This window comes from Chryseobacterium sp. CBSDS_008, from assembly GCF_049959325.1.
In the GTDB taxonomy this organism is placed as follows: domain Bacteria; phylum Bacteroidota; class Bacteroidia; order Flavobacteriales; family Weeksellaceae; genus Chryseobacterium.
Genome location: NZ_CP188202.1, coordinates 4,881,556 through 4,902,570, shown reverse-complemented (window position 1 = coordinate 4,902,570; position 21,015 = coordinate 4,881,556). Strand labels below are relative to the sequence as shown.

The 21,015-nt window shown below is 37.4% G+C and carries 25 protein-coding genes; 11 read left to right on the top strand and 14 right to left on the bottom strand.

Features of this window, described 5'->3' with window-relative positions; genetic code table 11:
* The first annotated feature begins 156 nt into the window (after positions 1 to 156).
* Positions 157 to 1,116: a protein-glutamine glutaminase gene (locus tag ACP3T3_RS22125; RefSeq protein WP_426477854.1), complete on the top strand. Its 960-nt coding sequence runs from the start codon at positions 157 to 159 to the stop codon at positions 1,114 to 1,116.
* 70 nt (positions 1,117 to 1,186) lie between these two features.
* Positions 1,187 to 1,498, top strand: a complete 312-nt coding sequence (locus ACP3T3_RS22120; protein ID WP_426477853.1) for a hypothetical protein — start codon at positions 1,187 to 1,189, stop codon at positions 1,496 to 1,498.
* A gap of 6 nt (positions 1,499 to 1,504) precedes the next feature.
* Here ACP3T3_RS22120 and ACP3T3_RS22115 read toward each other — a convergent pair whose 3' ends face one another.
* Complete coding sequence (locus ACP3T3_RS22115; RefSeq protein ID WP_426477852.1) at positions 1,505 to 2,257, bottom strand: SDR family oxidoreductase; 753 nt, start codon at positions 2,255 to 2,257, stop codon at positions 1,505 to 1,507.
* A gap of 252 nt (positions 2,258 to 2,509) precedes the next feature.
* Between ACP3T3_RS22115 and ACP3T3_RS22110 the strand changes: the two genes are divergently transcribed.
* The 4 genes from ACP3T3_RS22110 to ACP3T3_RS22095 all read left to right on the top strand — a co-directional run bounded on the left by ACP3T3_RS22110 (position 2,510) and on the right by ACP3T3_RS22095 (position 5,804).
* Entirely contained in the window at positions 2,510 to 3,142 is a 633-nt protein-coding gene (locus ACP3T3_RS22110) for an NAD(P)H-dependent oxidoreductase (protein ID WP_426477851.1), read from the top strand.
* 31 nt (positions 3,143 to 3,173) lie between these two features.
* Positions 3,174 to 3,608, top strand: coding sequence for a MarR family winged helix-turn-helix transcriptional regulator (locus ACP3T3_RS22105; RefSeq protein WP_426477850.1), 435 nt, complete (start codon positions 3,174 to 3,176; stop codon positions 3,606 to 3,608).
* The gene (locus ACP3T3_RS22100; RefSeq protein ID WP_426477849.1) at positions 3,609 to 4,034 is read left to right on the top strand and encodes an organic hydroperoxide resistance protein; all 426 of its coding nucleotides are present in this window, start codon (positions 3,609 to 3,611) and stop codon (positions 4,032 to 4,034) included.
* A 147-nt stretch (positions 4,035 to 4,181) separates the two neighbouring features.
* On the top strand, positions 4,182 to 5,804 hold the full coding sequence (locus ACP3T3_RS22095) for an IS1182 family transposase (protein WP_426477848.1): 1,623 nt from the start codon (positions 4,182 to 4,184) through the stop codon (positions 5,802 to 5,804).
* Between the two features lie 167 nt (positions 5,805 to 5,971).
* Here ACP3T3_RS22095 and ACP3T3_RS22090 read toward each other — a convergent pair whose 3' ends face one another.
* The 9 genes from ACP3T3_RS22090 to ACP3T3_RS22050 form a co-directional block, all read right to left on the bottom strand.
* Positions 5,972 to 6,607 carry a peptide deformylase gene (locus ACP3T3_RS22090; protein WP_426477847.1) on the bottom strand — a complete coding sequence of 212 codons (636 nt, stop codon included), beginning with the start codon at positions 6,605 to 6,607 and terminating at the stop codon, positions 5,972 to 5,974.
* Positions 6,608 to 6,848: 241 nt separating this feature from the next.
* Positions 6,849 to 7,721: a ChaN family lipoprotein gene (locus tag ACP3T3_RS22085; RefSeq protein ID WP_426477846.1), complete on the bottom strand. Its 873-nt coding sequence runs from the start codon at positions 7,719 to 7,721 to the stop codon at positions 6,849 to 6,851.
* A 119-nt stretch (positions 7,722 to 7,840) separates the two neighbouring features.
* Entirely contained in the window at positions 7,841 to 8,869 is a 1,029-nt protein-coding gene (locus tag ACP3T3_RS22080) for a hemin-degrading factor (protein ID WP_426477845.1), read from the bottom strand.
* Between the two features lie 4 nt (positions 8,870 to 8,873).
* A complete protein-coding gene (locus ACP3T3_RS22075) occupies positions 8,874 to 9,524 on the bottom strand; it encodes a class I SAM-dependent methyltransferase (RefSeq protein WP_426477844.1) in 651 nt (216 codons plus the stop codon).
* Positions 9,525 to 9,526: 2 nt separating this feature from the next.
* The gene (locus ACP3T3_RS22070) at positions 9,527 to 10,300 is read right to left on the bottom strand and encodes a heme ABC transporter ATP-binding protein (protein ID WP_426477843.1); all 774 of its coding nucleotides are present in this window, start codon (positions 10,298 to 10,300) and stop codon (positions 9,527 to 9,529) included.
* Positions 10,300 to 11,340, bottom strand: a complete 1,041-nt coding sequence (locus ACP3T3_RS22065; RefSeq protein ID WP_426477842.1) for a FecCD family ABC transporter permease — start codon at positions 11,338 to 11,340, stop codon at positions 10,300 to 10,302. The genes ACP3T3_RS22070 and ACP3T3_RS22065 overlap by 1 nt, the downstream gene beginning before the upstream one ends.
* Positions 11,324 to 12,202 (bottom strand): heme/hemin ABC transporter substrate-binding protein, encoded by an 879-nt coding sequence (locus ACP3T3_RS22060; protein WP_426477841.1) that lies wholly within the window; start codon positions 12,200 to 12,202, stop codon positions 11,324 to 11,326. The genes ACP3T3_RS22065 and ACP3T3_RS22060 overlap by 17 nt, the downstream gene beginning before the upstream one ends.
* Positions 12,203 to 12,221: 19 nt before the next feature.
* On the bottom strand, positions 12,222 to 13,337 hold the full coding sequence (locus ACP3T3_RS22055; protein ID WP_426477840.1) for an HmuY family protein: 1,116 nt from the start codon (positions 13,335 to 13,337) through the stop codon (positions 12,222 to 12,224).
* 16 nt (positions 13,338 to 13,353) lie between these two features.
* Positions 13,354 to 15,459: a TonB-dependent receptor plug domain-containing protein gene (locus ACP3T3_RS22050; protein WP_426477839.1), complete on the bottom strand. Its 2,106-nt coding sequence runs from the start codon at positions 15,457 to 15,459 to the stop codon at positions 13,354 to 13,356.
* 95 nt (positions 15,460 to 15,554) lie between these two features.
* Here ACP3T3_RS22050 and ACP3T3_RS22045 point away from each other — a divergent pair, with 95 nt between their 5' ends.
* A complete protein-coding gene (locus ACP3T3_RS22045; protein WP_426477838.1) occupies positions 15,555 to 16,361 on the top strand; it encodes a choice-of-anchor J domain-containing protein in 807 nt (268 codons plus the stop codon).
* Positions 16,362 to 16,374: 13 nt separating this feature from the next.
* The gene (locus ACP3T3_RS22040) at positions 16,375 to 16,683 is read left to right on the top strand and encodes a T9SS type A sorting domain-containing protein (protein ID WP_426480003.1); all 309 of its coding nucleotides are present in this window, start codon (positions 16,375 to 16,377) and stop codon (positions 16,681 to 16,683) included.
* A 169-nt stretch (positions 16,684 to 16,852) separates the two neighbouring features.
* Here ACP3T3_RS22040 and ACP3T3_RS22035 read toward each other — a convergent pair whose 3' ends face one another.
* The 4 genes from ACP3T3_RS22035 to ACP3T3_RS22020 all read right to left on the bottom strand — a co-directional run bounded on the left by ACP3T3_RS22035 (position 16,853) and on the right by ACP3T3_RS22020 (position 18,793).
* Entirely contained in the window at positions 16,853 to 17,143 is a 291-nt protein-coding gene (locus ACP3T3_RS22035; protein WP_131438555.1) for a putative quinol monooxygenase, read from the bottom strand.
* Positions 17,144 to 17,231: 88 nt separating this feature from the next.
* Complete coding sequence (locus ACP3T3_RS22030) at positions 17,232 to 18,119, bottom strand: sulfite exporter TauE/SafE family protein (protein WP_426477837.1); 888 nt, start codon at positions 18,117 to 18,119, stop codon at positions 17,232 to 17,234.
* 1 nt (position 18,120) lies between these two features.
* A complete protein-coding gene (locus tag ACP3T3_RS22025) occupies positions 18,121 to 18,297 on the bottom strand; it encodes a hypothetical protein (protein WP_426477836.1) in 177 nt (58 codons plus the stop codon).
* Between the two features lie 88 nt (positions 18,298 to 18,385).
* Positions 18,386 to 18,793: an RrF2 family transcriptional regulator gene (locus ACP3T3_RS22020; RefSeq protein ID WP_292014465.1), complete on the bottom strand. Its 408-nt coding sequence runs from the start codon at positions 18,791 to 18,793 to the stop codon at positions 18,386 to 18,388.
* Between the two features lie 173 nt (positions 18,794 to 18,966).
* Here ACP3T3_RS22020 and ACP3T3_RS22015 point away from each other — a divergent pair, with 173 nt between their 5' ends.
* From ACP3T3_RS22015 to ACP3T3_RS22005, 3 genes are all read left to right on the top strand, one after another.
* A complete protein-coding gene (locus ACP3T3_RS22015) occupies positions 18,967 to 19,395 on the top strand; it encodes a DUF4268 domain-containing protein (RefSeq protein WP_426477835.1) in 429 nt (142 codons plus the stop codon).
* Positions 19,396 to 19,496: 101 nt separating this feature from the next.
* Positions 19,497 to 20,135, top strand: a complete 639-nt coding sequence (locus tag ACP3T3_RS22010; protein ID WP_426477834.1) for a hypothetical protein — start codon at positions 19,497 to 19,499, stop codon at positions 20,133 to 20,135.
* A gap of 36 nt (positions 20,136 to 20,171) precedes the next feature.
* A complete protein-coding gene (locus ACP3T3_RS22005; RefSeq protein WP_426477833.1) occupies positions 20,172 to 20,990 on the top strand; it encodes a DUF2314 domain-containing protein in 819 nt (272 codons plus the stop codon).
* The last annotated feature ends 25 nt before the right edge of the window (positions 20,991 to 21,015 follow it).

The following is a 21,015-nucleotide window of genomic DNA, read 5'->3' as shown; positions in this document are numbered from 1 at the left end:
TTTTTAGTATCTAAAATCAAAAACACGATAGAATAGTGTATTTTTTTTAAAAAAATTTTTGCATGTATTTTAATTTTTATTACTTTTAATATCACAAAATAGTGAACTATAATAATTAAAGTTCACTAAAAAATTAACCACCAAAATATAAAAACTATGAAAAAATTTCTGTTATCCATGATGGTATTTGTGACGATGCTGTCATTTAATGCCTGTTCAGATTCAAATGCCAATCAGGACCCGAATCTTGCTGCCAAGGAGTCTAATGAAATCGCGATGAAAGATTTCGGCAAAACTGTTCCGGTAGGGATTGAAAAAGAAGATGGGAAGTTTAAAATCTCATTTATGGTTACTGCCCAGCCATACCAGATTAAGGACAGTAAAGAAAATGCAGCCTATATTTCTATGATCAGACAGGCTGTTGACAATGAAACACCTGTTCATGTGTTCCTGAAAGCCAATACCAATGAAATCGCAAAAGTAGAGAAAGGTACAGATGACGATATCCGTTATTTTAAATCTGTATTCAACAAAGAAGAAAGAGGTGAAAGTAATAAGGCAGTGAGTGTAATTCCTAATCTTGCAACGTTAAACAGTCTGTTTGCTCAGATCAAAAACCAGGCTTGCGGAACTTCTACAGCTTCTTCCCCGTGCATCACATTCAGATATCCTGTGGACGGATGTTATGCAAGAGCTCACAAAATGAGACAAATACTATTGAATGCAGGATATGACTGTGAGAAACAATTTGTTTATGGTAACCTGAGAGCATCTACAGGAACATGCTGCGTATCATGGGTCTACCACGTAGCGATATTGGTAAGCTTTAAAAATGCTTCCGGAATTGTTGAAAAAAGAATCATTGACCCGTCGTTATTTTCCAGCGGACCTGTAACTGATACTGCATGGAGAGCTGCATGTACCAACACAAGCTGTGGATCTGCTTCTGTGTCTTCTTATGCCAATACTGCAGGAAATGTGTATTACAGAAGTCCATCAGGTTCTTTACTGTATGATAACAACTATGTAAATACCAATTGCGTATTGAATATATTCTCATCCCTTTCAGGATGTTCTCCTTCGCCTGCACCAAGTGTAGCAAGTTGTGGATTTTAACTGATTTATATAGAACTCCTGCAATTATTTTGATACATTGCAGGAGCTTTTTTACTTAACATTTTTTATTATGAAAGCCTGGTTCTATCTATTATTACTTTTTATTATGATTACATCCTGTTCCGGTAATTCCAGTTCACAGAATTTAACCTGGTATAATAATTCCACCATTACCAATATCACCGAAGATCCGGATAAGCCGAATGAAGTGGTACGTGTGTCCATCGGAATCAGTGCTCAGGTTTTTTATATTTCAAAAAAATCCCCGGATTATAAAGATCTTATGGAAAAAGCAACTCAGAGCTTTAAGAAAAGTAAGATTTATAATATAGGTATTGAAAATAAAACCAATATCATCAAAGAAATTAAAGAAGTCAAATAATCCGGACTATCTGATCACAGAAATTCCGGCATCTACTTTGAGCTCAGCCCCATGAATATATGAAGCTTCTTCTGAAGCCAGAAACAGAACCACATTGGCTATTTCTGACGGTTCGCCCTGCCTTTTAAAAGGAATTGCAGGGATGATCTCTTCAATAGCACTTTCTATCTGGTCTCCGGTTAAACCTGTATTATTAAAAATATTGGTTTTAATATGTCCGGGACTCACTCCATTCACGCGGATTCCACGTTCTGTAAGTTCCACTGCAAAAGTTTTGATGAATGACTGTACTGCCGATTTAGCTGCAGAATACACTGAAAAGTTATGCATCGCAATATCTGTTGCCACTGAAGTATTGAATATAACGGAGCTTCCGTTTTTCATCAAAGGCAATATCTGCTGTACTGTAAAGAAAGGTCCTTTTACCAGCATATTAAAAAGTTCATCAAACTGATTTTCATCCACGTATTCAATAGGAGCAAATCTTCCGTATCCTGCATTGGCAAATACCAGATCAATATGTTCCGTATATTTCCGTACTTCCTGCTGCAGGCTCATCAGGTCTTTTATATCTCCTGCATTAGATACGATTCCAAAAGCCATTTTTCCAAGTTTTTCCAAAGCACTGTTTACGGTTTCTTCACTTCTCCCTGTGATAATGACTTTCCCTCCCTCTTCAATGAATTTCTGAGCGGCAGCGAAACCCATTCCATTGGTTCCTCCGGTTATTAAAGCTGTTTTGTTGTTAAATCTCTGCATTGTTGTAAGTTTTAAAATTCTATGACAAAGATTGGAATATGAGCGCATTGAAAAAATCCGGATCATGTGGAATTATAAAAAATAGCAAGAAGCAGGAAATAGAATTTACTTTATCAATAATCGGCATCAATAAAATCTTTCAAAATTAAATTGTACACAATTTAATTGGATGTATATTTGCAATGTTAATTTACTTCAGTGTTGAAGCTGAAGTCTATATCCAAGGTAGTTTAATTTAAAAACAAAATAAAAATGTCATTAATAGAAAATCTGAACTGGAGACATGCCGTAAAAGCATATGATCCGAACAAAAAAGTTTCACAGGAAGACCTTAACACTATTTTAGAAGCAGCAAGACTGGCTCCCACTTCATCGGGTTTACAGCCTTTCCGTATCATCGTGGTAGAAAACCAGGAAGTGAAAGAAAAAATGGTAGCCGGAGCTTTAAACCCTGAAGTGATGAGAGATTCTTCCCACGTTTTGGTTTTTGCAGCATGGGACAGCTATTCTAATGAAAAAATTGACAAAGTTTACGATTATCACACGGATGTAAGAGATCTTCCAAGAGGCCGTTTCGGAAGCTATACCGATAAAATTAAGGAAATGTATGGAGCACAGACTCCTGAAGAGCATTTTGCCCATACTGCCCGCCAGACTTATATTGCACTAGGGATTGCCCTTGCACAGGCTGCAGAGCTTAAAATCGACAGTACTCCGGCAGAAGGATTCAGCAATGCTGTAGTAGATGAAGTACTGGGACTAAAAGAACTGGGACTGAAAAGTGTGAGTCTTTTATATCTTGGATACCGTGATGAAGCTAATGACTGGCTTTCTTCTATGAAAAAAGTCAGAATTCCTATGGATGAATTTATCATAAAAAAGTAATACCTTCATCGAATCTTTCGTACTCAAAATTATGGAAAATCCGAAAACACCCAAACTAGAAAACCAGATCTGCTTCCCGTTGTATGTGATTGCCAAAGAGATCACTGGGCTTTACCGTCCTTTTCTTGATGAACTGGGCATTACCTACCCGCAGTATCTTGTGATGATGATATTATGGGATGGTGACGGACTTACAGTAACCCATATCGGAGACAAGCTGTTCTTGGACAGCGGTACTTTGACCCCGCTTCTTAAAAGGCTGGAGTCTAAAGGATTTATCATCCGAAAAAGAAAAAAAGAGGACGAAAGAGTGGTTGAAGTATTTTTAGACGAAGCTGGAAAAAAGCTTCAGCAGAAAGCTTGTGAAATTCCGGGAAAAATCCAGGAAAAACTGGGAATACAGCCGGAAGAGCTGCTGCATCTTAAAGACACTGTACTAAAAATATTAAACAAAATAGAAAAATAAATGAAAACGTTATATACAACTCAGGTTACTGCTCAAGGCGGAAGAAACGGCCATGTGAAAAGTGAAAACGGAGTGTTGGATCTTGATGTAAGAATGCCTAAAGGTCTGGGAGGAGCCAATGATGATTTTGCCAATCCTGAAATGCTTTTTGCCGCCGGATATTCTGCATGTTTCGACAGTGCTTTGAACAGAGTAATCAGTCTTTCAAAAGTAAAGACAGGAGAAACTAGAGTAACCGCTCAGGTAAGTATAGGTCAGCTTGAGAATGGCGGTTTCGGACTGGCAGCAGAGCTGGATGTTAATATTCCTGGAGTTTCTATTGAAGAAGCACAGGCTCTGACAGAAAAAGCTCATCAGATCTGCCCTTATTCTAATGCTACCAGAAATAATATGGAAGTGAAACTTTCAGTAACCAACAACGATTAATCCAATTTTTTTTAAGCATAGTTATAACGAAAGAGGCTGTCTAAAAAGTCCAAAAAAATATCCCCGTTACTTAAAAAAGTTTCGGGGATTTTTTTGTTGTTTGTCCTTTAAGATTTATCTTTAAGGTGCACCCAAACAAACATTGATATGAAAGTACGGTTTAAATCTTTACCCACCAATACTCCCAGCTTATTTCCTGAAGATATTTTTGATAAGATAGGTGCTAATCATCCGGTACGTCTTATCAATGAATTAGTGGATAACTTGAATATCGATCATATTATAAGTGAATATAAAGGCGGTGGAACGACAAGTTTTCACCCCCGGATGATGATCAAAGTTTTATTCTATGCCTATTTCAACAATATTTATTCATGCCGTAAAATAGAAAAGGCACTTGGAGAAAATATTCATTTCATGTGGCTTTCCGGCAACAGTAAGCCTGATTACAGAACCATCAATTACTTTAGGAGCAAACGGCTTAAAAACCATATTCACCGTCTTTTTGCAGATGTTACCGTTGTTTTGCAGAATTTGGGTTACGTAAGTTTAAATGTTCAATATATAGATGGTACAAAAATAGAATCATCTGCCAACCGATACAGCTTTGTATGGAAAAAATCTGTAGAAAAGAATAAATTAAAACTGGAAGCTCAAATTCATTCCGTACTTGAAGATATTGAATCCCAAATCAAAGAAGAGCGTTATGAATCCCATGAAAAGCCCCTTCCAAAATCTATTGACAGCAGAGAGCTTCAGGATAAAATAGCAGAACTTAATCACTCTTTGGCACAGGACAATAAAACCGGTAAGAAGCTCATTAAAAAGCTTCAGCATCAGGACCTGCCCAGATTACAGAAGTATGAAGATCAATTAAAAATACTCTCAGGCCGCAACAGTTATAGTAAGACAGATCCCGACGCCTGCTTCATGCGGCTCAAAGACGACCATATGAAAAATGGGCAGCTTAAGCCAGCCTATAATGCACAGATCAGTACTGAAAACCAGTTTATCACCCATTACAGCATTCATCAGACTCCTGGAGATACCACTACATTGAAGGATCATCTTAACGGCTTTGAAAATCAGTACCACAAACAAAGTAAAGAGGTAGTAGCAGATGCCGGATATGGAAGTGAAGAGAATTACGAAATGATGGCAGAAAAAGCTATAGAGGGCTATGTAAAATATAATAATTTTCATAAAGAACAGAAGCGCAGTGAGAAGAACAATGCGTTTGCTGTACAGAACTTATATTATAATGAGGAAAATAACTTCTATGTATGTCCCTGCGGACAGCAAATGAACTTTATCGGTAAAGGCAAAAGGATCAGCAGTAACGGATATGAATCTCAGGTACATTATTATCAGGCTTTCAGATGTCAGGGTTGTCCTCTTAGAGAAAGCTGCCATCAAAGCCAGGATAATCGATTAATCGAAGTGAATTATAATCTGAACCATCACAGAATGAAAGCCAGGCAAAGGCTGATATCTGAAAAAGGGCATTACCACAGAAGTAAACGGCCTATAGAAGTAGAAGCTGTATTCGGGCAATTAAAAAGCAATAATAAATTTTCAAGATTTACTCTAAAAGGACTTGAAAAAGTAAATATTGAATTTGGATTAATGGCATTGGCACATAATCTTAGAAAATTAGTGAAAAACAGAAAACTTAACCGTAAAAATTGGCTAAATACACTTAAATGCAAACAACATATGCATCTTTTCCATAAGTATATGGAAATCCAAAAGTATAAAATTGCTGCATAACTATACGCAGTCTCAAAACAAAATAAAGAGGCTGACCTTTTTGGACAGCCTCTTTTAATTTTTTTATTATACGATTTAACCACAGATTTCGCAGATGGGCACAGATGATTGAGGATATTTTTTTTATATAATGCTTAAGAATTTCATTCATCATTTATAATTCATCATTACCTTCTGTCTTTATTTACGTCGCTTTTCTGATAGGCATCTACTTTTTTATAAGAATCGTTTTTCTCTTTTTCTTTTTTGTCGGAAATCAGAATTCCGAAAAGATGGTCGATTTCATGCTGGAAAATAACGGCTGTAAAACCTTCCACGATTTCAGAATATTTCTGGCCTTTCAGATCAACATATTCCAGCTGAATGACTTTGCTTCTGTAAAACTGATCTCTGAACTCGGGGATAGATAAATCGCCTTCAGGACCAAGATTCTGTAAATCGGAACGCCATACAATGACCGGATTGATAAAATATTCAAGTGGAGTTCCTTCCTTATCAAAACGCTGCACCCAGATAATCTTTCTGTTGATTCCCACCTGAGGAGCCGCAATGCCTACTCCACCATCTGTTGAAAGAAGAGATTCTTTCATTCTTTTTACCAAAACAGCCGTGTTTGGGTCAAGAGGATCTGCTTCTGAAGAAATACTCAGCAATGTTTTATGCTGATTGGTATCTGTAGTCTGATAGATTGGCAATGCGGTATTTGTATCACCTTGATTGATTACCGAAATTTCATTGGAAGTGAGTTTCTGGGCATTGATCAGTCCGATAAAAAAGATCAGCAGAATGGATAATTTCTTCATATTTTTTGGAATGTGTACAAAGGTAAAAATTGTGGAATAAAAATGATTATTTATCCATGAATTAAGTTTTGGCTAAAGCCGTTGAATCTTTTAATTAAAAATGGCCGGGCTAAAGCCCGACCCTATTGAATTCAATGTAAAAGTAATTGATTTTTGTCATTCTGAAAAGAATGCAATGGAGTGAAGAATCTTATAATTAACAGTGAGATTCTTCCTCAGTCAGAATGATACTTTTGTTAAATTAAAAAGTCTTCGTCATATCTGCAGGAATAATCAGATTAAAATCTGTCGGAATATAATCTTTAGCAGGTATTTTCAATTCAGGATCATCCGATTCAAAAACAGAGATGACTGCCATTTTCAGATTAGGATTTTTCTGTTTGATATACCAATAAATTCCGCCAAATTCTTTGCTGTGGTAGTTTCCATTGTAATGGATGAAGGTTTTTCCGGCCTGATAGTTTTTCAGGATAGATTCTGCCATTGTAGCATCTTTCGTTGCCTGGGCTGAGATAAAATTCATCACTTTTGTTCCTTCTGCATGATCTCCCATCATTGCTTTCATTTCCGGATATCCCGGAGTATCTAATGTAACTTTTATTGGTAACTGAGCAATATATGTTTTCTCTTTTTCAGTTAATTTGTTCAGGGATTCAAGACCTTCTTTTGCCGTTTGGGAGGCATATTTCCTTGGGATATTGGTTGCAATGAAATTAAGCTTTTTATCTTTGGCAAAATCTACCAAAGGTTTGTAATCTGTTGCATAATTGTTCCATAAACGGGCTGAGTCTTTTAATGTTTTAGCATCGAATTTCCCATTTAAATATTGATCCAGCTGAGTCTGGTTGTCTCTTTCAAACATTTCTGCTCCTAAAATAAGCTGTCCGTTTTTCTTTACAAACAGAGCTTCTGTAATTTTAAGCTGAAGCCAGTGGTTGATGGAGCTGTTATGATTTTCGCCAAAAAAGACCACATCATAATCTGCCAGCTCTTTTACCAGCTTTTCTGTCTTTATTTCTTTTCCTTTTTTATCATAAAACTGATACGCCTTAAAGTCCTGTGCCTTCAATGAACAGAAACCGGCAATCAGCATTGCTATGAAAATATTTTTCATTTTTATTTTATATTTTAATCACAAATTACACAAATATTCCGGCAATTGCAGATCGCTTGTCATAAAAAAGACCGCTTTGAATAGTATAAACAAAACGGTCTCACTCAAATATCTAATTATTATTTTTCTAATGCTGCTACAAGATCCTTCCACTCCTGAAGTTCAGGAATTCCAGGTTTTCTTTTTCCGAAGAACTGAACAATAAAGTCTCCTTCTTTGTTGAACACTTCAATAGCGGTAACTTCTCCGTCTTCAGTTGGCTTTTTAACGATCCAGGCTTCTGCAATTTTTGTTACATCAAGGTGCAGGTTGAAATCAGGATCCATGACATTGAACCACTGCTGGTGCCAAAGCGTTTTCTTTATGTTTCCGGTGTGGATCTGGATAATCCCCCTGTTTCCAACGAAAACCATGATCGGCGTATTCTTTTCAGAGGCGTCTTCAAGGATGTTTACTACTTTAGCATTATCAATTTTCTTAGCAAATCCTTCCGGAGCTAATCTTAATGCCTGCGTTCTGCTGACCCCGTATTTTCTGGTCATCATGAAAAAATCATGAGTATCTCTGAGCTCTGCCCAGGCTTTTCTGAAACCTTCCACATCAATTTCTGAATCTGCCTTTTCAGCCTGCTTTGGAGCTCCTGGTTCAAATATAAATGCCTGGTTCTGGTCTTCAGCCTTGAATTTTTCAACAATAGCATCGAAAGCTTCTTCATTGCTGTTCTTGGTAAGGTAGATCTTGTGTAAAGCTAGTCCATCTTTTCCGAAAAACTGAAGACTTTTCTTGTCTCCTTCCCCTACTGCAAAAGCAAATTTCCAGTGGTTAAGGAAAATTCTGAGGTCAATATCTTCACCTACAAAAAGCTGTGCATGCGGGCTGCTGAAATCTCCGTTCAGGTAAGTTCCTTTTCTTTCATGAACACATTCATCATTACGGGTAAGAGCCATTACTTTTCCTAATTGCTCAGCTTCTGTAAGGATTCCCTGGAAATCCGGGTTCAGCACTGTTACACCTTCTCCTATGCTGGTCACCAATAATTCGGCTTCACTTACTGCTAACTGTGCTGCTGCATTTCTTATTCTGATATGTGGATTTTCTGCTTTCAGAGCTTCCCATTTTTCCTTTAAATCATTAACTAATGTGCTCATTACTTTACTTTTTTATGGTTAAAATTGTATAAATTCTTTGTATTGTTTCGTTTCCTGTTTTACTTTTTATTTCTTCTTCTTTTTCAGTCATTTTCATTCTTTTAAAAAGACTTTTAGAGATCAGTTCTTCCATTTCACTGTTGCTGTACGGCGTAAAATCATATTCCGTGAACGGCAGCTTTTCCATGAATTCCCTTTGTCCGAATGTAAGAACGAATGTTCCTTCATCTTTTAAAACCCTGTAGATTTCATTTAAAAACTCCACCGGATTTTTCCAGAAGTAAACGGTGTTGACTGTAAATATTTTATCGAAAGTACTGTCCTGAAAAGGGAGTTTCTTACCTTCATACAAAACAAATTCGGCCTGGTTTTCAAATTCTTTATTGAGTTTTCTGGCTTCATTATGCATGGTTTCAGAAATATCAATCCCTGTATACCTGAGATTTTTGGCAAGACTCATTATACTTTTCAGGTGTCCGGCATTTCCGTGTCCTATTTCAAGGGTGTGCTGCCCTTCGTTTATTACAAGTGTTCTGATACTTTCTAACGTCATGCTGATGTTAGTGGCATTCATCATTTCACCAATCTCGATGCCTTTTTCACCCTGGGGATTGGCAAGATTCTGTGCAAGGATTTTGAGTTCTTCTTTTTCCATGGTTATCCAAAAATGATCATTGGGTTATTGGTAATAGGGTGTTCGCAAATAGTACACGGAAAGTTGTAGGCTTTACTGATGTTTTCTGCCGTGAAAACTTCCTGCGGGGTTCCATAAGCGGAAACCTGTCCTGATTTCATCAATAAAATTTTATCTGCAAACTGGGCAGCAAGGTTCAGGTCGTGCAACACTACAATAGCACTGTTGGCTTTTTTAGTGAAATTTTTGATGATTTCCAGTGCTTTATACTGATGTTTTACATCTAAATTATTCAGGGGTTCGTCCAGGAAAGCCAGCTTATGGGTAATTTCATTCTGTAACTGGGCCATTACCCTTGACAGATGTACGCGTTGTTTTTCACCTCCTGATAAAGAATTATAATCCCTGTCTTTCAGATGAAAAATGTCGGTTTCATACAGCATATTGTTCATTGCTTCAACGTCTTCTTTTCCGGGCCGGGCATCAAAATAAGGATACCTTCCCATCATGACAACATCTTTTACTTCAAGCGGAATATCATTGCTGTTGTGCTGTGAAAACTTCGCTTTATGTTTTGAAAGCTCTCTCACCTCCCACTCCCGAATGGGTTTATTCTTAAATATTACTTTTTGTTTCCCGGATTTCACTTCATCTGCCAAAATACTCAGAAGGCTTGACTTTCCTGCTCCATTCGGACCTACAATGGCTAAAAATTCACCATATTCCAGAGAGACATCTATCCCATCCAGAATACGGAATTCTTTATGCTTATAATTAATCTGGTGTGCCTTGATCATTACAGTGATTTTTTAAATTTAACCAAAATAGCAATAAAAATAGGCCCTCCCATCAGGGCTGTCAGAATTCCGATCGGAAGTTCAGACGGGGCTACAATACTTCTGCTGAATGTATCTGCAGTAAGCAGCAAAATGCTTCCACACATTGCTGACAGAGGCAGGATAAAGGTATTATTGGATTTGAATAAAAGTCTTAAAATATAAGGCACAATAAGGCCTACAAAACCAATTGTTCCTGAGAATGCCACGCAGGTTCCCACCATTAAAGCAACGGTGATAATGATCTGCTTTTTCAGTTTTTCCACATGGATTCCCAGGTGCTGTGCATCTTTTTCTCCCAGCATCATGGCATTCAGAGCTTTTCCTTTGGGTAATAAAATGATGAAAGCTATGGTCATCACAATGGCAAGAATGATATTCTTGGTCCATGTAGCGGCTGCCAGACTTCCTAAATTCCAAAAGGTAAGATCCCTGAGCTGCTCATCTTTTGAGATATAGATCAAAAATCCGGTAACTGAGAAACCGATTGCCGTTATGGCAACTCCGGTAAGCAGCATCATGACTACATTGGTCTTTCCTCCGCTTGTTGAAATCTTATATACCAGCATCATGGATAAAAAAGATCCTACGAAAGCTGAGATTCCCACCAGCGAAAACTGTACGGCTTCTGGAAGATATTCTTTGAAATGTCCTCCTAAAACAATGGCAATGGCTGCCAGCAAAGTGGCTCCCGATGTAAGTCCTATTAAATCTCCCGTCGCCAAAGGATTCCTGAAAAGCCCCTGAAGGCTTGTCCCTGAAACCGACAACATACTTCCTACCAAAATGGCCATGATAATCCTGGCTGCTCTTACATCCCAGATCACATATTGATCACTCAGTGATAAACCGGAATCTCCTTTTATGAATTGCCACAATACCATGAACGGAGAGTTTCCTCCGAAATCATAGACTCCGGTATTAAGTGACAGTACTGCTATAATGGCAAGCAATACCGCACTCATCATAAGATAAAAGTATAGTTTACTTGGTGCTTTCAATTAAAAGTTTGTTTAATCCTACTGCTGCTTCTCCTACTCTCGGTCCGAAACCTGACACTAAACCTCCGTCCATGGCGATAATTTTCTTATTCTTACCGGCATTGGTTTGAGATACTCCCGGCATTTTTAGCGTTCCTTCATTTCCTCCTGCTCCCTGCAGACCGGTTTCAAAGAAGAATAACACATCAGGGTTAGCTTTTACAACGGCTTCCGGTGTCAACGGTTTGAAATCTTCAAAATCTGTCACTGCATTTTCTCCGCCTGCAAGGGTAATCAATGCAGCCATTGGGGTATTTTTACCGCTCACCATCAGCATGTTTCCTCTGGCATAGATGAACAATACTTTTGGTTTTTTAGCAATGGGCTGTACCTGTTTCAGGTCGGCATCAATTTTATCGTTTAATTTCTGATAATCTGTACTTCCGATCGCTTTTGCTACTTGCTCAATCAGTTTTTTGGTTCCGTCAACCGTGTATTCCTGTTTGAAAACTTCGGTTTGAATTCCCGAAGATTTGATTTTCCCCATTAATTCCGGGTTGATATCTTTATCAGAAGCCAGAATCAAAGTAGGGTTTACAGCCATGATCGGTTCAATCGTCATGGATCTCATATGGCCCAAATCTTTAGCGGTAGCCTTTAAAGAGGCAGGATAAGTACTGGTAACATCTGTTCCTACGATTTCTTTTTCGTGGCCAAGAGCCGCTACAATTTCAGTAATTCCTCCGTTTAATGTTACTATTTTATTATTGGTTTTTGGTGCTTCAGAAGCAGCTTCCGTCGTATTTTCTTTTGCCTGTGCTTCTGCTTTTTTGCAAGAATATACTGCTACAAGAACAGAAGCGGCAAGGATGAATTTTTTCATGATATTATTATTTGATTATTTATAAAGGTTCGAATTCAAAATTGGTGTACCCTCTTTCTCCTTTTGTATTTTTCATGGTATTGAATCTCAGCTTGAAATAGAAACCTTCGGCATCTTTCAATACAAAGAAACGGTCTGAATAGACAAAAGGAACCGGATTGGCTGCTGTCCCCGTAGTCGTTCTCCATTTGTCTCCGATAGCTCTCTGGTCATTGAATACGAATTTTGCAGGTTCCACATCTTTTAATTTAAATGCATTGTATGCCTCATCAAGACTTCCCGTAACACTCACCTGGTAAGCTCCTACTCCATTAAGGGTATTCGTCGTTACAAAATCTGCATAAAAATAGCTTCCTGCGCTATTGCCAGGTCCCATGAATACTTCATTGGTAAACGTTGTGAATGCTAAATCCCAACTTTTTTTCTTAGGCTGAATTTTTACCGGAGTTCCTGTTTTCAGGTTGAAGAATGAGAAGCTGTATTCTGTATCTTTGGTAATGATATATTCTTTGATGTCTGTTCCTGTGGCATTCACATCGGCATAGCGGATTTTGTATCCGTTCTGCGCTCTCAGGATCTGGATTTTCTTCCATCCTCTCGGATCACCGGACAATGAAACAGAACCTGCCCCGATATTGGCTGCAGAAGGTATTTCCCGACCGAGATTGAGGAGATAAACAGGGTTATCAGCATCGTTTTCTTTGACGGCATCTATTCCGGAGGTCTGGTTCAGGAAATCTCCGTTTGGATTGTCAACATATTTCATGTTTGCGGCATCAAATGTTCCTACCTGGGCCAAATCTTTCAAACTTTCAATGTCAGTTTCTTTCACTTTACTGATGTCCGAAGTGTTTGGAATTTTAATCACCGTCATGGCAAGAGATCCGTTCATAATCACTCTGTATGCGTCACCGCTGTAAAATCCAAGGTCCCAGTCTGTTCTGCTGTTGACAGCCGTATTGGTGTAGTCACTTAAATCAATCCAAACCTGATTAGGTTCTGTGGGGCCACCGATTTTTACACTTACTTCTGAACCCGTCATAGGAGGAACCGGCACCGGATCTTCATCTGCAGAGAGACAGGATTGTGTGGCAGCCATAATGGAAAGAACAGATAATATTTTTAAATACTTCATAACAGTAACTTATTATTTAAAATTGAAACATTAATCGGGCAAAATAACTTCTGCCATAGTATAGATTAACAAAACCGCTTGCAGCTGTATGGGCAGAACCAGCAACGGCTGTAGAATTTAATCTCGTTACATCAAATATATTTTTCACTCCGACAGAAATTTCAAAATGCCTGTTCCAGAAAGGCTGGCTTACAATAAAATCCATCATATGGAAGCTATCCACTTTTCCAAGGCGAAAACCGCTTGCTCCGTCAGACACATACATTCTGTCCGGACCTGTGAATTTGTAATAAAGGGAAAAACTTGTATCGGTGCTTTTCAGTTTATAGGTTGCTGAAGCTCCTGCCTGTACCAAATACTGGAAGTCTGTAGTAGAAGAAGATTTCAAATCATTCATTGATACAGATGTTCCGTTTACAGATCCTCGTAAAGACAGCGCAAACTGATCTTTCCGGAAATCGATATTGGCTGAGAACAATAAATTTTTATAGGTATCCAGATTCATGTATTTATAGGTAGAAGGTTCTTTAACCATTACCATTTCAATCCTGTCACGTACATCCAGATATAATGCATCCAATCCGTAAGCGATTTTCCAGCCACTGTCTGCTGAAAAGTTCTGGTTCCAGAAAAGCCCTGCTGAGAACCCTTTTTCAGGATTTAAATCCGGATTTCCCTGTACATCATGGTTAAGATTTACAAAATAGGTATACAGCTCATCATATTTAGGGAAACGGTTTGCAGATCCCACCACTGCTCTGAGGTTTGAATTTCCAGAAGTTTTATATCGTGCTGATAAGGAGTAATTGTACTGATTGTTAAAATTCTCACTAAGGGAAAGTCTTACTCCCGGTCTTAAAGAGAATTTGTCTGAAACATTCCATTCTGCAGAAAGGAAATTGGAGTAGGTAAAGATCTTTCTTTTTACTGCTTCACCAAAGAAGTCGCCGGCGATTAAAGCCGCATAACCATTGGTATAGTCTAACTCATATCCTAACTGAAAATCAAAAACCTTACTGTCCAGAAAGTTGCTGAACATTCCTCTTGAGTAGATAACATCTGTTTTATAATATGATTTTTCGTCCTGACGGCTTTTTATTGTCCTGTTCGGAATATCATAATTGTAGTCATAATATTTTTTATCCTGATTCTGATACGAGAAATCTCCCATGTACCGGATATGTCCCAAGTTGGTTTGAATATTAAACTGGTGAATCCAGCGGTCTGTATTGTATCTCCTGTCTCTGCTTTCATAGGCAACGCCGCCCAATCCGTCATTCAGAGGGTTTCTGTTGACCTCCGGATTGTAGAAATTGAATTTCTCATTAAGATAAGACAGTTTATAGAAGAAAGTTGTTTTGTTTTTTGTATACCTCAGCAATGCAGAAGCATCGTACTGGTCTTTAGGATTCCATTCATATCCTCTTTGATTATCCTGTCCGAAATATTTGTAACCTTTGCTTTCTCCTTCATATCCCATAAACTGGTTATGGTTGAAATTGAGGCTTGCAAACCATTCATTACTGATAGTATAATCTATATTCACATTCTGAATATGTCTGCCGTTTCCTCTTTTTTTAAGATCGTAATTGTCTCTTACCGTTTCTTCCTGTAATGACCCTCTGACACTTACTTTTTTTACACTGTTTTTCTTTGTAATAATATTGATTACTCCGGCAACAGCGCCATTTCCATACTCAACCCCCATGCTTCCTTTTACAATTTCAATTCGCTCTATATTGCTTAAAGTAATTTTAGTAAGATCGATATTACTTCCCAGTCCTGTATCCCCTACTACCGGAATATTGTCTATAAGGATCTTTACATAGTCACCATTAAGTCCCATGATATTGGCTGTGGAATTTCCCGAGCGGGTATCCGGAGTGATCTGTATGTTAAGACTTTGGTTTAAAACTTCAGCAACATTGGTTGCTGCCATATTTTTAATCTGTTCTGCATCAATAACATCAACCTTATATATCGATTTGTTGATGGACTGCTGCATGTACTGTCCTGTAATAACAACTTCTTCAATTTTCTTTTGATAAAGAGAATCCTTTTCTTGTGCATTCATCCATAGGGCCATGGATAATGATAGAACGGAAAGCACTTTCTTCTTCATAAAGGTACAAATTTTCAGCAAATATAAAACTTTATTTAGACTCATTAAAAATAATTATATATTTTTGTGGAATAATTCTAAATAAAAATAACCTCATGAAATTACAATTACTTTTAGGAGCTTTGATGCTTACAGCCTTAACTGCTAATGCTCAGGTGTCTAACATCAATGAAAATTTCAATAATTTTACTGCTGGCAATACAACGTTCCCACAGTTTGGATGGTCTGCCATCGTTGCACCCATAACCGGTGAGTTTCCTCCTGTTCCTCCAAGAATGATTGTAGCAGGAGATTCCAACAGATTCATCCAGTCTTATGCAGGTAATAATACAACAGGTTCTTCCTACCTTATTACGCCACAGATTGAAACTCCGACAGGAAATAAAACGTTAACTTTTGATACTACGCTGGTATCTCCATCACCCGGTCCGGGAAGCATTCAGGTAGGTATAGCCTCCAACCCTGCAGATATGTCAACATTTGTTCCTGTAGGAAACCCTGTTAATGTATCGGTTATTGGTACAGTTCAGAATATCAGCGTAAATATTCCGGCATCCACAGGTTCGTATATTGTATTTAAATTCACCCCTACAGCAACACACGTTGCTATCCAGGTGGATAATGTAGTCTATAATACTACAGCCTCTTTAGGAGTAAATGTTCACAATAAAGTAACAGAAAATATCAGATTTGCAATAAATTCTGACCAAACAGCATTGGAATTTATGTCGAAAAAAGATCTTAAAAATATTCTTATTTACTCTGCCGCAGGCCAAAAAACGATAGAAGGAAAGCCAACCGGACAAAAATTTGATATCAGCACACTTCAGACAGGAGTTTATTATATGAATATTGAAACTTCTGAAGGAAAAGCAATTCAAACAAAATTCATTAAAAAATAAGGTTTATTAGACTATTATTTGCCTTACTGAAACATTAGGCATTACCGAAGTTGGAAAAAAAGCTTCTTTCGGTATTTATCCTAATCCTGCAGCAGCTGATAAAAAAGTAACTGTTCTTTTTGATATTAAAGAAAAAGCAAGCCACAAAGGAAATGTAGAAGTGTATGATCTTACCGGTAAAAAAGTATATGCTGCTGAACTTACCAACCAGGCAGGATTCTACAAGCAGGATCTGAATCTTTCCGCTCTTACATCAGGAAATTATCTTGTAAAAATTACTTACGGAAGCCATTCGGAGACGAAGAAGCTTATCGTGAAATAAATATTTTATTTTTAATACTTTCTATTTTTTCTAATAAAAAGGGTTTCAGAGTATTGAAGCCGCCTTTTATTTTTATTCATTAAAGAACTTAAAAATTCATACAAACAATAGTCCTATACCGCTATTCCTTACATCATTAAATTTATAAATCTTTAAATCTTCAATACCATTAATATATCTTAAACCCCTTATAAACCTCCGCTGAGCTCTCCATAATTTTGGAAGCATCTTTACGAAAATCTAACAGGTGATCCTGACCATTATGCCTGTTGTGGTGCTCTACGCTTTCCCAAAGCTCGATCAGGAAGAAGGTTCCTTTATTATCCTTATCCTCAATAAGGTCGTACTGCAGGCATCCTTCTTCTTTTCTTGTTTCTTTTACAAGTTTCTGAAACAGCTCTACAGCATCCATCAGGTAATTTTCATTAAACTTAAAAAGTGCAATGATATGTAAATTCATGTTCTAATATTTAGTGGTGTAAAAGTAAAATATTTTCAAGGCCGAAAATCTTTTTACCGCTGTTATTTTTCCACACCAAGTATAATTTTTAATTAAATACTGATTTATAAATAGTTATAGAGCTCATCACAATCACCAATGTCCCGATAATCACAAACATTTTCTTCACAGGCAGCTTAGCTGTAAGCATTGCAGAAAAAGGAGCAGTAATAATTCCTCCGATCAAAAGGCCCAGAATAATATTCCAGTGCTGGATTCCAAGGGTAAAGAAAAAGGTAACGGCAGCGGTGATGGTGAGGATAAATTTGGCTACAGTAGAACTTCCTACCGCAAATCTTGGGGTGAACGCATTCTTAATCAGCGTTCCGGTTACCAAAGGCCCCCAGCCTCCGCCTGCAAAAGAATCTATAAAACCGCCTATCACGCCCAGTCTGGTCAGATTGGTTTTTCTTTTCAATGCTTTACTTTGTTTTTCTTTAAATGCATTCGACAGAATCTGTAATCCGAGATATAAAGTATAAAAAGCAATTAATGTTTTCGTGATTTTCGCATAATATTCCCCCAGATAAGTAAGACATACAGCACCGATAATGGCGCCAATTACAGCAGGAACAGCCAGTTTTTTCACCAGGCTTTTGCTTACATTTTTCAATTTAATATGGCTGAGGCTTCCTGCAGCTGTTGTAAAACTTTCTGCGGAGTGAATGCTTGCGCTTACAATATGTGGTGGAATATTCAGAAGCATAAGTGTAGTAGTACATATGACCCCATACCCCATTCCCATTGATCCGGCCACAATTTCTGCAAAAACGCCTACCAGAAGCATCCAGTAAAAAATATAATGATCTTTTGCCAGCATATTCAGGAGTTCATCCAGATATCCCAATTCATACATTGAAAAAACAGCAATAGACACTATAGCAGCGGTTATAAAAAGGACATTAAGCCTTACCTGAATTTTTCTTGAAATTACCATATTACAAACTCGTTTTAGTCCATATTCCCTCATGAGCAGCATCTTTACTATCAAAAATATATGCTGACTGCCTGTTCATGATTTTTTTTTCAGGTAAAATAGAAACAACAGCCGAATGCGCTGTCACGATGGACGGTGTAAACTTTTGTAATGGGTTTGCCTCTTCTTTTGAAATCATAGTTTATTCATTTGAAGTAGTGCAAATATCTGATAAAATATTTATCCTACAAAACAAGTAGACTATTAATTCAAAAAAAAGGATCAGATTAATCAACCAGATCCATTAAAGTTTTTTTCTCCAGGATATTTAAGGAAGCATCACGAACCTCTATCAGTACATCGTGAAGTCCGCAGTGGTCTTCATTGCAGTCTTCACATTTTTCATAGAAATTAAGACTTACACATGGAAGCATTGCAATAGGACCGTTAACAAGACGAATAATCTTTGCTAGTTTTACATTTTCAGGATTTTCTTTGAAAAAATATCCACCGCCCTTTCCTTTTTTACTGTCAAGGATCTCCGCTTTTTTCAGCTCAAGAAGGATATTTTCCAAAAACTTTAAAGGAATCTTTTTATGTTCCGCTATTTCAGAAATAAGAATCGGACCTTCATTTCTTTTTTCTACAAGATATGAAAGCGCCTTAAACGCATATTGAGATTTTTTTGAAAGCATTACAGCAAAAATAAGAAAATTGTTTAATATTTGAAAAGACAAATCAGCGAAGGGATACATTTGCAAATACCGGATTCGTCTTTACGTATTTTCGCTTATCAGGCTATCCGTAATTTTACGGTTTTCCATACCACATTTTTGCCTTTCTCCCATTAAATCATTATGTTTGCCATATGTTTAGCAAACAGGAAGCACAGCAATTAAAAAAGGAATTTTGGACAGCTTTTGGAAGATCATTTCCCAGAAAATGGATTCTTTATGATACCAAAATCAAGGACATGGCATTTAAATTTTCTGCCGACAATAAAAAAGCAGAAGTTTCTCTGGATATCGAAATGAAAGATGAAATTTTCCGAAATGCTTACTACGAGAAAATCTGGTCCCTGGAGGACATCTTAAAGGATTTCGTTGGTGATTTTCAGAAAGAAGAATATTTTACGCTTGAAAACGGCAAGGTGATCAGCAGAATATGGATTGAAAAACATAACGTTTCCATTTTTAACAAAAACACATGGCAAGAAATTTTTGAATTTTTTGTAGACAAAATGGATGGCTTCGAAAGGTTTTTTTACGAATATGAGGATTTTATAAAGGATATTTAGAATACTTACGAAATAAATACTATTTCACTCTTCAGATTAAGATAAAAAAGAAAACTTATCTTTGCGTTACCACTTAAAAAACTAAACTAACATGATTAAAAATGAGAAAAGTGTACAAAAACATTTTTGGAGAGATCATCTCCAAAAGTAATGCTGTGAAGCTGAGCGAATATCATCTGTATTATTATGAAGAAGGTTCCGGTTTCTTAAAAGAAATTGAATTTATCAATGAAGACAGTGTTTATAACATCAATTATTTTCTAAGTGACGAAGAAGACGAAACACAGGTAGTAGATTACCTAAGGGAAAAATCCGACTTTTTTGATATTGAAAAAAAAGAAACAGCCGGCGGTTTTATTATTTCTACCAATAAATTGTATTCTTTATCCGTAGACGAACTGCCTCTAATTTCTAAAACTGTTTTCACAACAGATGATCCTGAAAACTTTATCTGCTCACAGGTCATTGATAACGAAACCCATGAGCCACAACTTGAAAGAACGATAAAATGCTGGTATACCCAAGACGAAAACGGTGAAAAATACGCAGCTATAGAATGCAGCTACCAGGAAGACGGGAAACTGGAGCTGGCTGTAGACAAAACTCCTGATCCCGATCATGAAGAAAACTGGATTCATTATGATTATGACACTTTCCAGGATCTTCAGGCACAGATATCCACCGACATCAGCTATTACAAAACAGCCGCTTTGCTTCCAAAAGAAGCCTTTCAGAAATAACTTATACTTTAACACACCACAAAATCAAAATTTTAAATGGAAGAGAATCCGATATTTTTTGCAGACGGAAATGATCCGGAAATGATTGCAGCTTACAGAAAAGCTCAGGACACCTTTAAGTATTTCTGGCGCGAACAGTCGTGGGAATACAGAAGAATTATTCCGGGACTTAATGTATCATGCGTAAAAACGGCTTTTGAAGAGCAGGATGAAGAGACCGGGGAAAATCTGGTAGAGCATATGTGGATCAATGAAATATCTTTTGACGGAGATCACGTGAGAGGATACCTTATCAATGAGCCTAATCATCTGAGAAATATTCAGGTAGGTGATTATGTTGAAATTCCTTTGAGTAACATCAGCGACTGGCTTTTTGCCATCACTCCGAGTGTGCAGAAACCCAGGGGGCTTTCCAAACTGTTTTCTTCTTCATCATCCCCACTTCCGAAAGCGTACGGAGGATTTACCATTCAGAAAATGCGTGCTGATATGTCTGATGCTGAAAGAAAAGAACATGATAATGCATGGCAGCTTGATTTTGGAGATTTTAATGATATTCTGATCGTAAACAACCAGAAAGAAAACCCGGAAAATCTTGTGGAACATCCAATGAGTAAAAATATGAAAGAGGAATTTGTAAAATTCTTACAGCAATATCCGGATGAGCTCACACAACCCGATGAAGACGGACTGACGCTTCTTCATAAAGAAACCATCGCAGGAAATTTAACCACCGTGCAGGCTGCTTTAGAAGCCGGAGCAGATAAAAATATGCTGTCTAAAAATGGGAAAACAGCTTTAGAGTATGCAAAACAGCTGAACTGGGAACATCTTATTCCTGTCCTGGAAGGATAAATTATTTTAAAAATTTTATTGCAGC

What these genes read in the sequence shown, in the direction of transcription:
- ACP3T3_RS22125 (WP_426477854.1), top strand. Translation starts at nt 157, where the DNA reads ATGAAAAAATTTCTGTTATCCATGATGGTATTTGTGACGATGCTGTCA.
- ACP3T3_RS22120 (WP_426477853.1), top strand. Translation starts at nt 1,187, where the DNA reads ATGAAAGCCTGGTTCTATCTATTATTACTTTTTATTATGATTACATCC.
- ACP3T3_RS22115 (WP_426477852.1), bottom strand. Translation starts at nt 2,257, where the DNA reads ATGCAGAGATTTAACAACAAAACAGCTTTAATAACCGGAGGAACCAAT.
- ACP3T3_RS22110 (WP_426477851.1), top strand. Translation starts at nt 2,510, where the DNA reads ATGTCATTAATAGAAAATCTGAACTGGAGACATGCCGTAAAAGCATAT.
- ACP3T3_RS22105 (WP_426477850.1), top strand. Translation starts at nt 3,174, where the DNA reads ATGGAAAATCCGAAAACACCCAAACTAGAAAACCAGATCTGCTTCCCG.
- ACP3T3_RS22100 (WP_426477849.1), top strand. Translation starts at nt 3,609, where the DNA reads ATGAAAACGTTATATACAACTCAGGTTACTGCTCAAGGCGGAAGAAAC.
- ACP3T3_RS22095 (WP_426477848.1), top strand. Translation starts at nt 4,182, where the DNA reads ATGAAAGTACGGTTTAAATCTTTACCCACCAATACTCCCAGCTTATTT.
- ACP3T3_RS22090 (WP_426477847.1), bottom strand. Translation starts at nt 6,607, where the DNA reads ATGAAGAAATTATCCATTCTGCTGATCTTTTTTATCGGACTGATCAAT.
- ACP3T3_RS22085 (WP_426477846.1), bottom strand. Translation starts at nt 7,721, where the DNA reads ATGAAAAATATTTTCATAGCAATGCTGATTGCCGGTTTCTGTTCATTG.
- ACP3T3_RS22080 (WP_426477845.1), bottom strand. Translation starts at nt 8,869, where the DNA reads ATGAGCACATTAGTTAATGATTTAAAGGAAAAATGGGAAGCTCTGAAA.
- ACP3T3_RS22075 (WP_426477844.1), bottom strand. Translation starts at nt 9,524, where the DNA reads ATGGAAAAAGAAGAACTCAAAATCCTTGCACAGAATCTTGCCAATCCC.
- ACP3T3_RS22070 (WP_426477843.1), bottom strand. Translation starts at nt 10,300, where the DNA reads ATGATCAAGGCACACCAGATTAATTATAAGCATAAAGAATTCCGTATT.
- ACP3T3_RS22060 (WP_426477841.1), bottom strand. Translation starts at nt 12,202, where the DNA reads ATGAAAAAATTCATCCTTGCCGCTTCTGTTCTTGTAGCAGTATATTCT.
- ACP3T3_RS22055 (WP_426477840.1), bottom strand. Translation starts at nt 13,337, where the DNA reads ATGAAGTATTTAAAAATATTATCTGTTCTTTCCATTATGGCTGCCACA.
- ACP3T3_RS22050 (WP_426477839.1), bottom strand. Translation starts at nt 15,459, where the DNA reads ATGAAGAAGAAAGTGCTTTCCGTTCTATCATTATCCATGGCCCTATGG.
- ACP3T3_RS22045 (WP_426477838.1), top strand. Translation starts at nt 15,555, where the DNA reads ATGAAATTACAATTACTTTTAGGAGCTTTGATGCTTACAGCCTTAACT.
- ACP3T3_RS22035 (WP_131438555.1), bottom strand. Translation starts at nt 17,143, where the DNA reads ATGAATTTACATATCATTGCACTTTTTAAGTTTAATGAAAATTACCTG.
- ACP3T3_RS22030 (WP_426477837.1), bottom strand. Translation starts at nt 18,119, where the DNA reads ATGGTAATTTCAAGAAAAATTCAGGTAAGGCTTAATGTCCTTTTTATA.
- ACP3T3_RS22025 (WP_426477836.1), bottom strand. Translation starts at nt 18,297, where the DNA reads ATGATTTCAAAAGAAGAGGCAAACCCATTACAAAAGTTTACACCGTCC.
- ACP3T3_RS22020 (WP_292014465.1), bottom strand. Translation starts at nt 18,793, where the DNA reads ATGCTTTCAAAAAAATCTCAATATGCGTTTAAGGCGCTTTCATATCTT.
- ACP3T3_RS22015 (WP_426477835.1), top strand. Translation starts at nt 18,967, where the DNA reads ATGTTTAGCAAACAGGAAGCACAGCAATTAAAAAAGGAATTTTGGACA.
- ACP3T3_RS22010 (WP_426477834.1), top strand. Translation starts at nt 19,497, where the DNA reads ATGAGAAAAGTGTACAAAAACATTTTTGGAGAGATCATCTCCAAAAGT.
- ACP3T3_RS22005 (WP_426477833.1), top strand. Translation starts at nt 20,172, where the DNA reads ATGGAAGAGAATCCGATATTTTTTGCAGACGGAAATGATCCGGAAATG.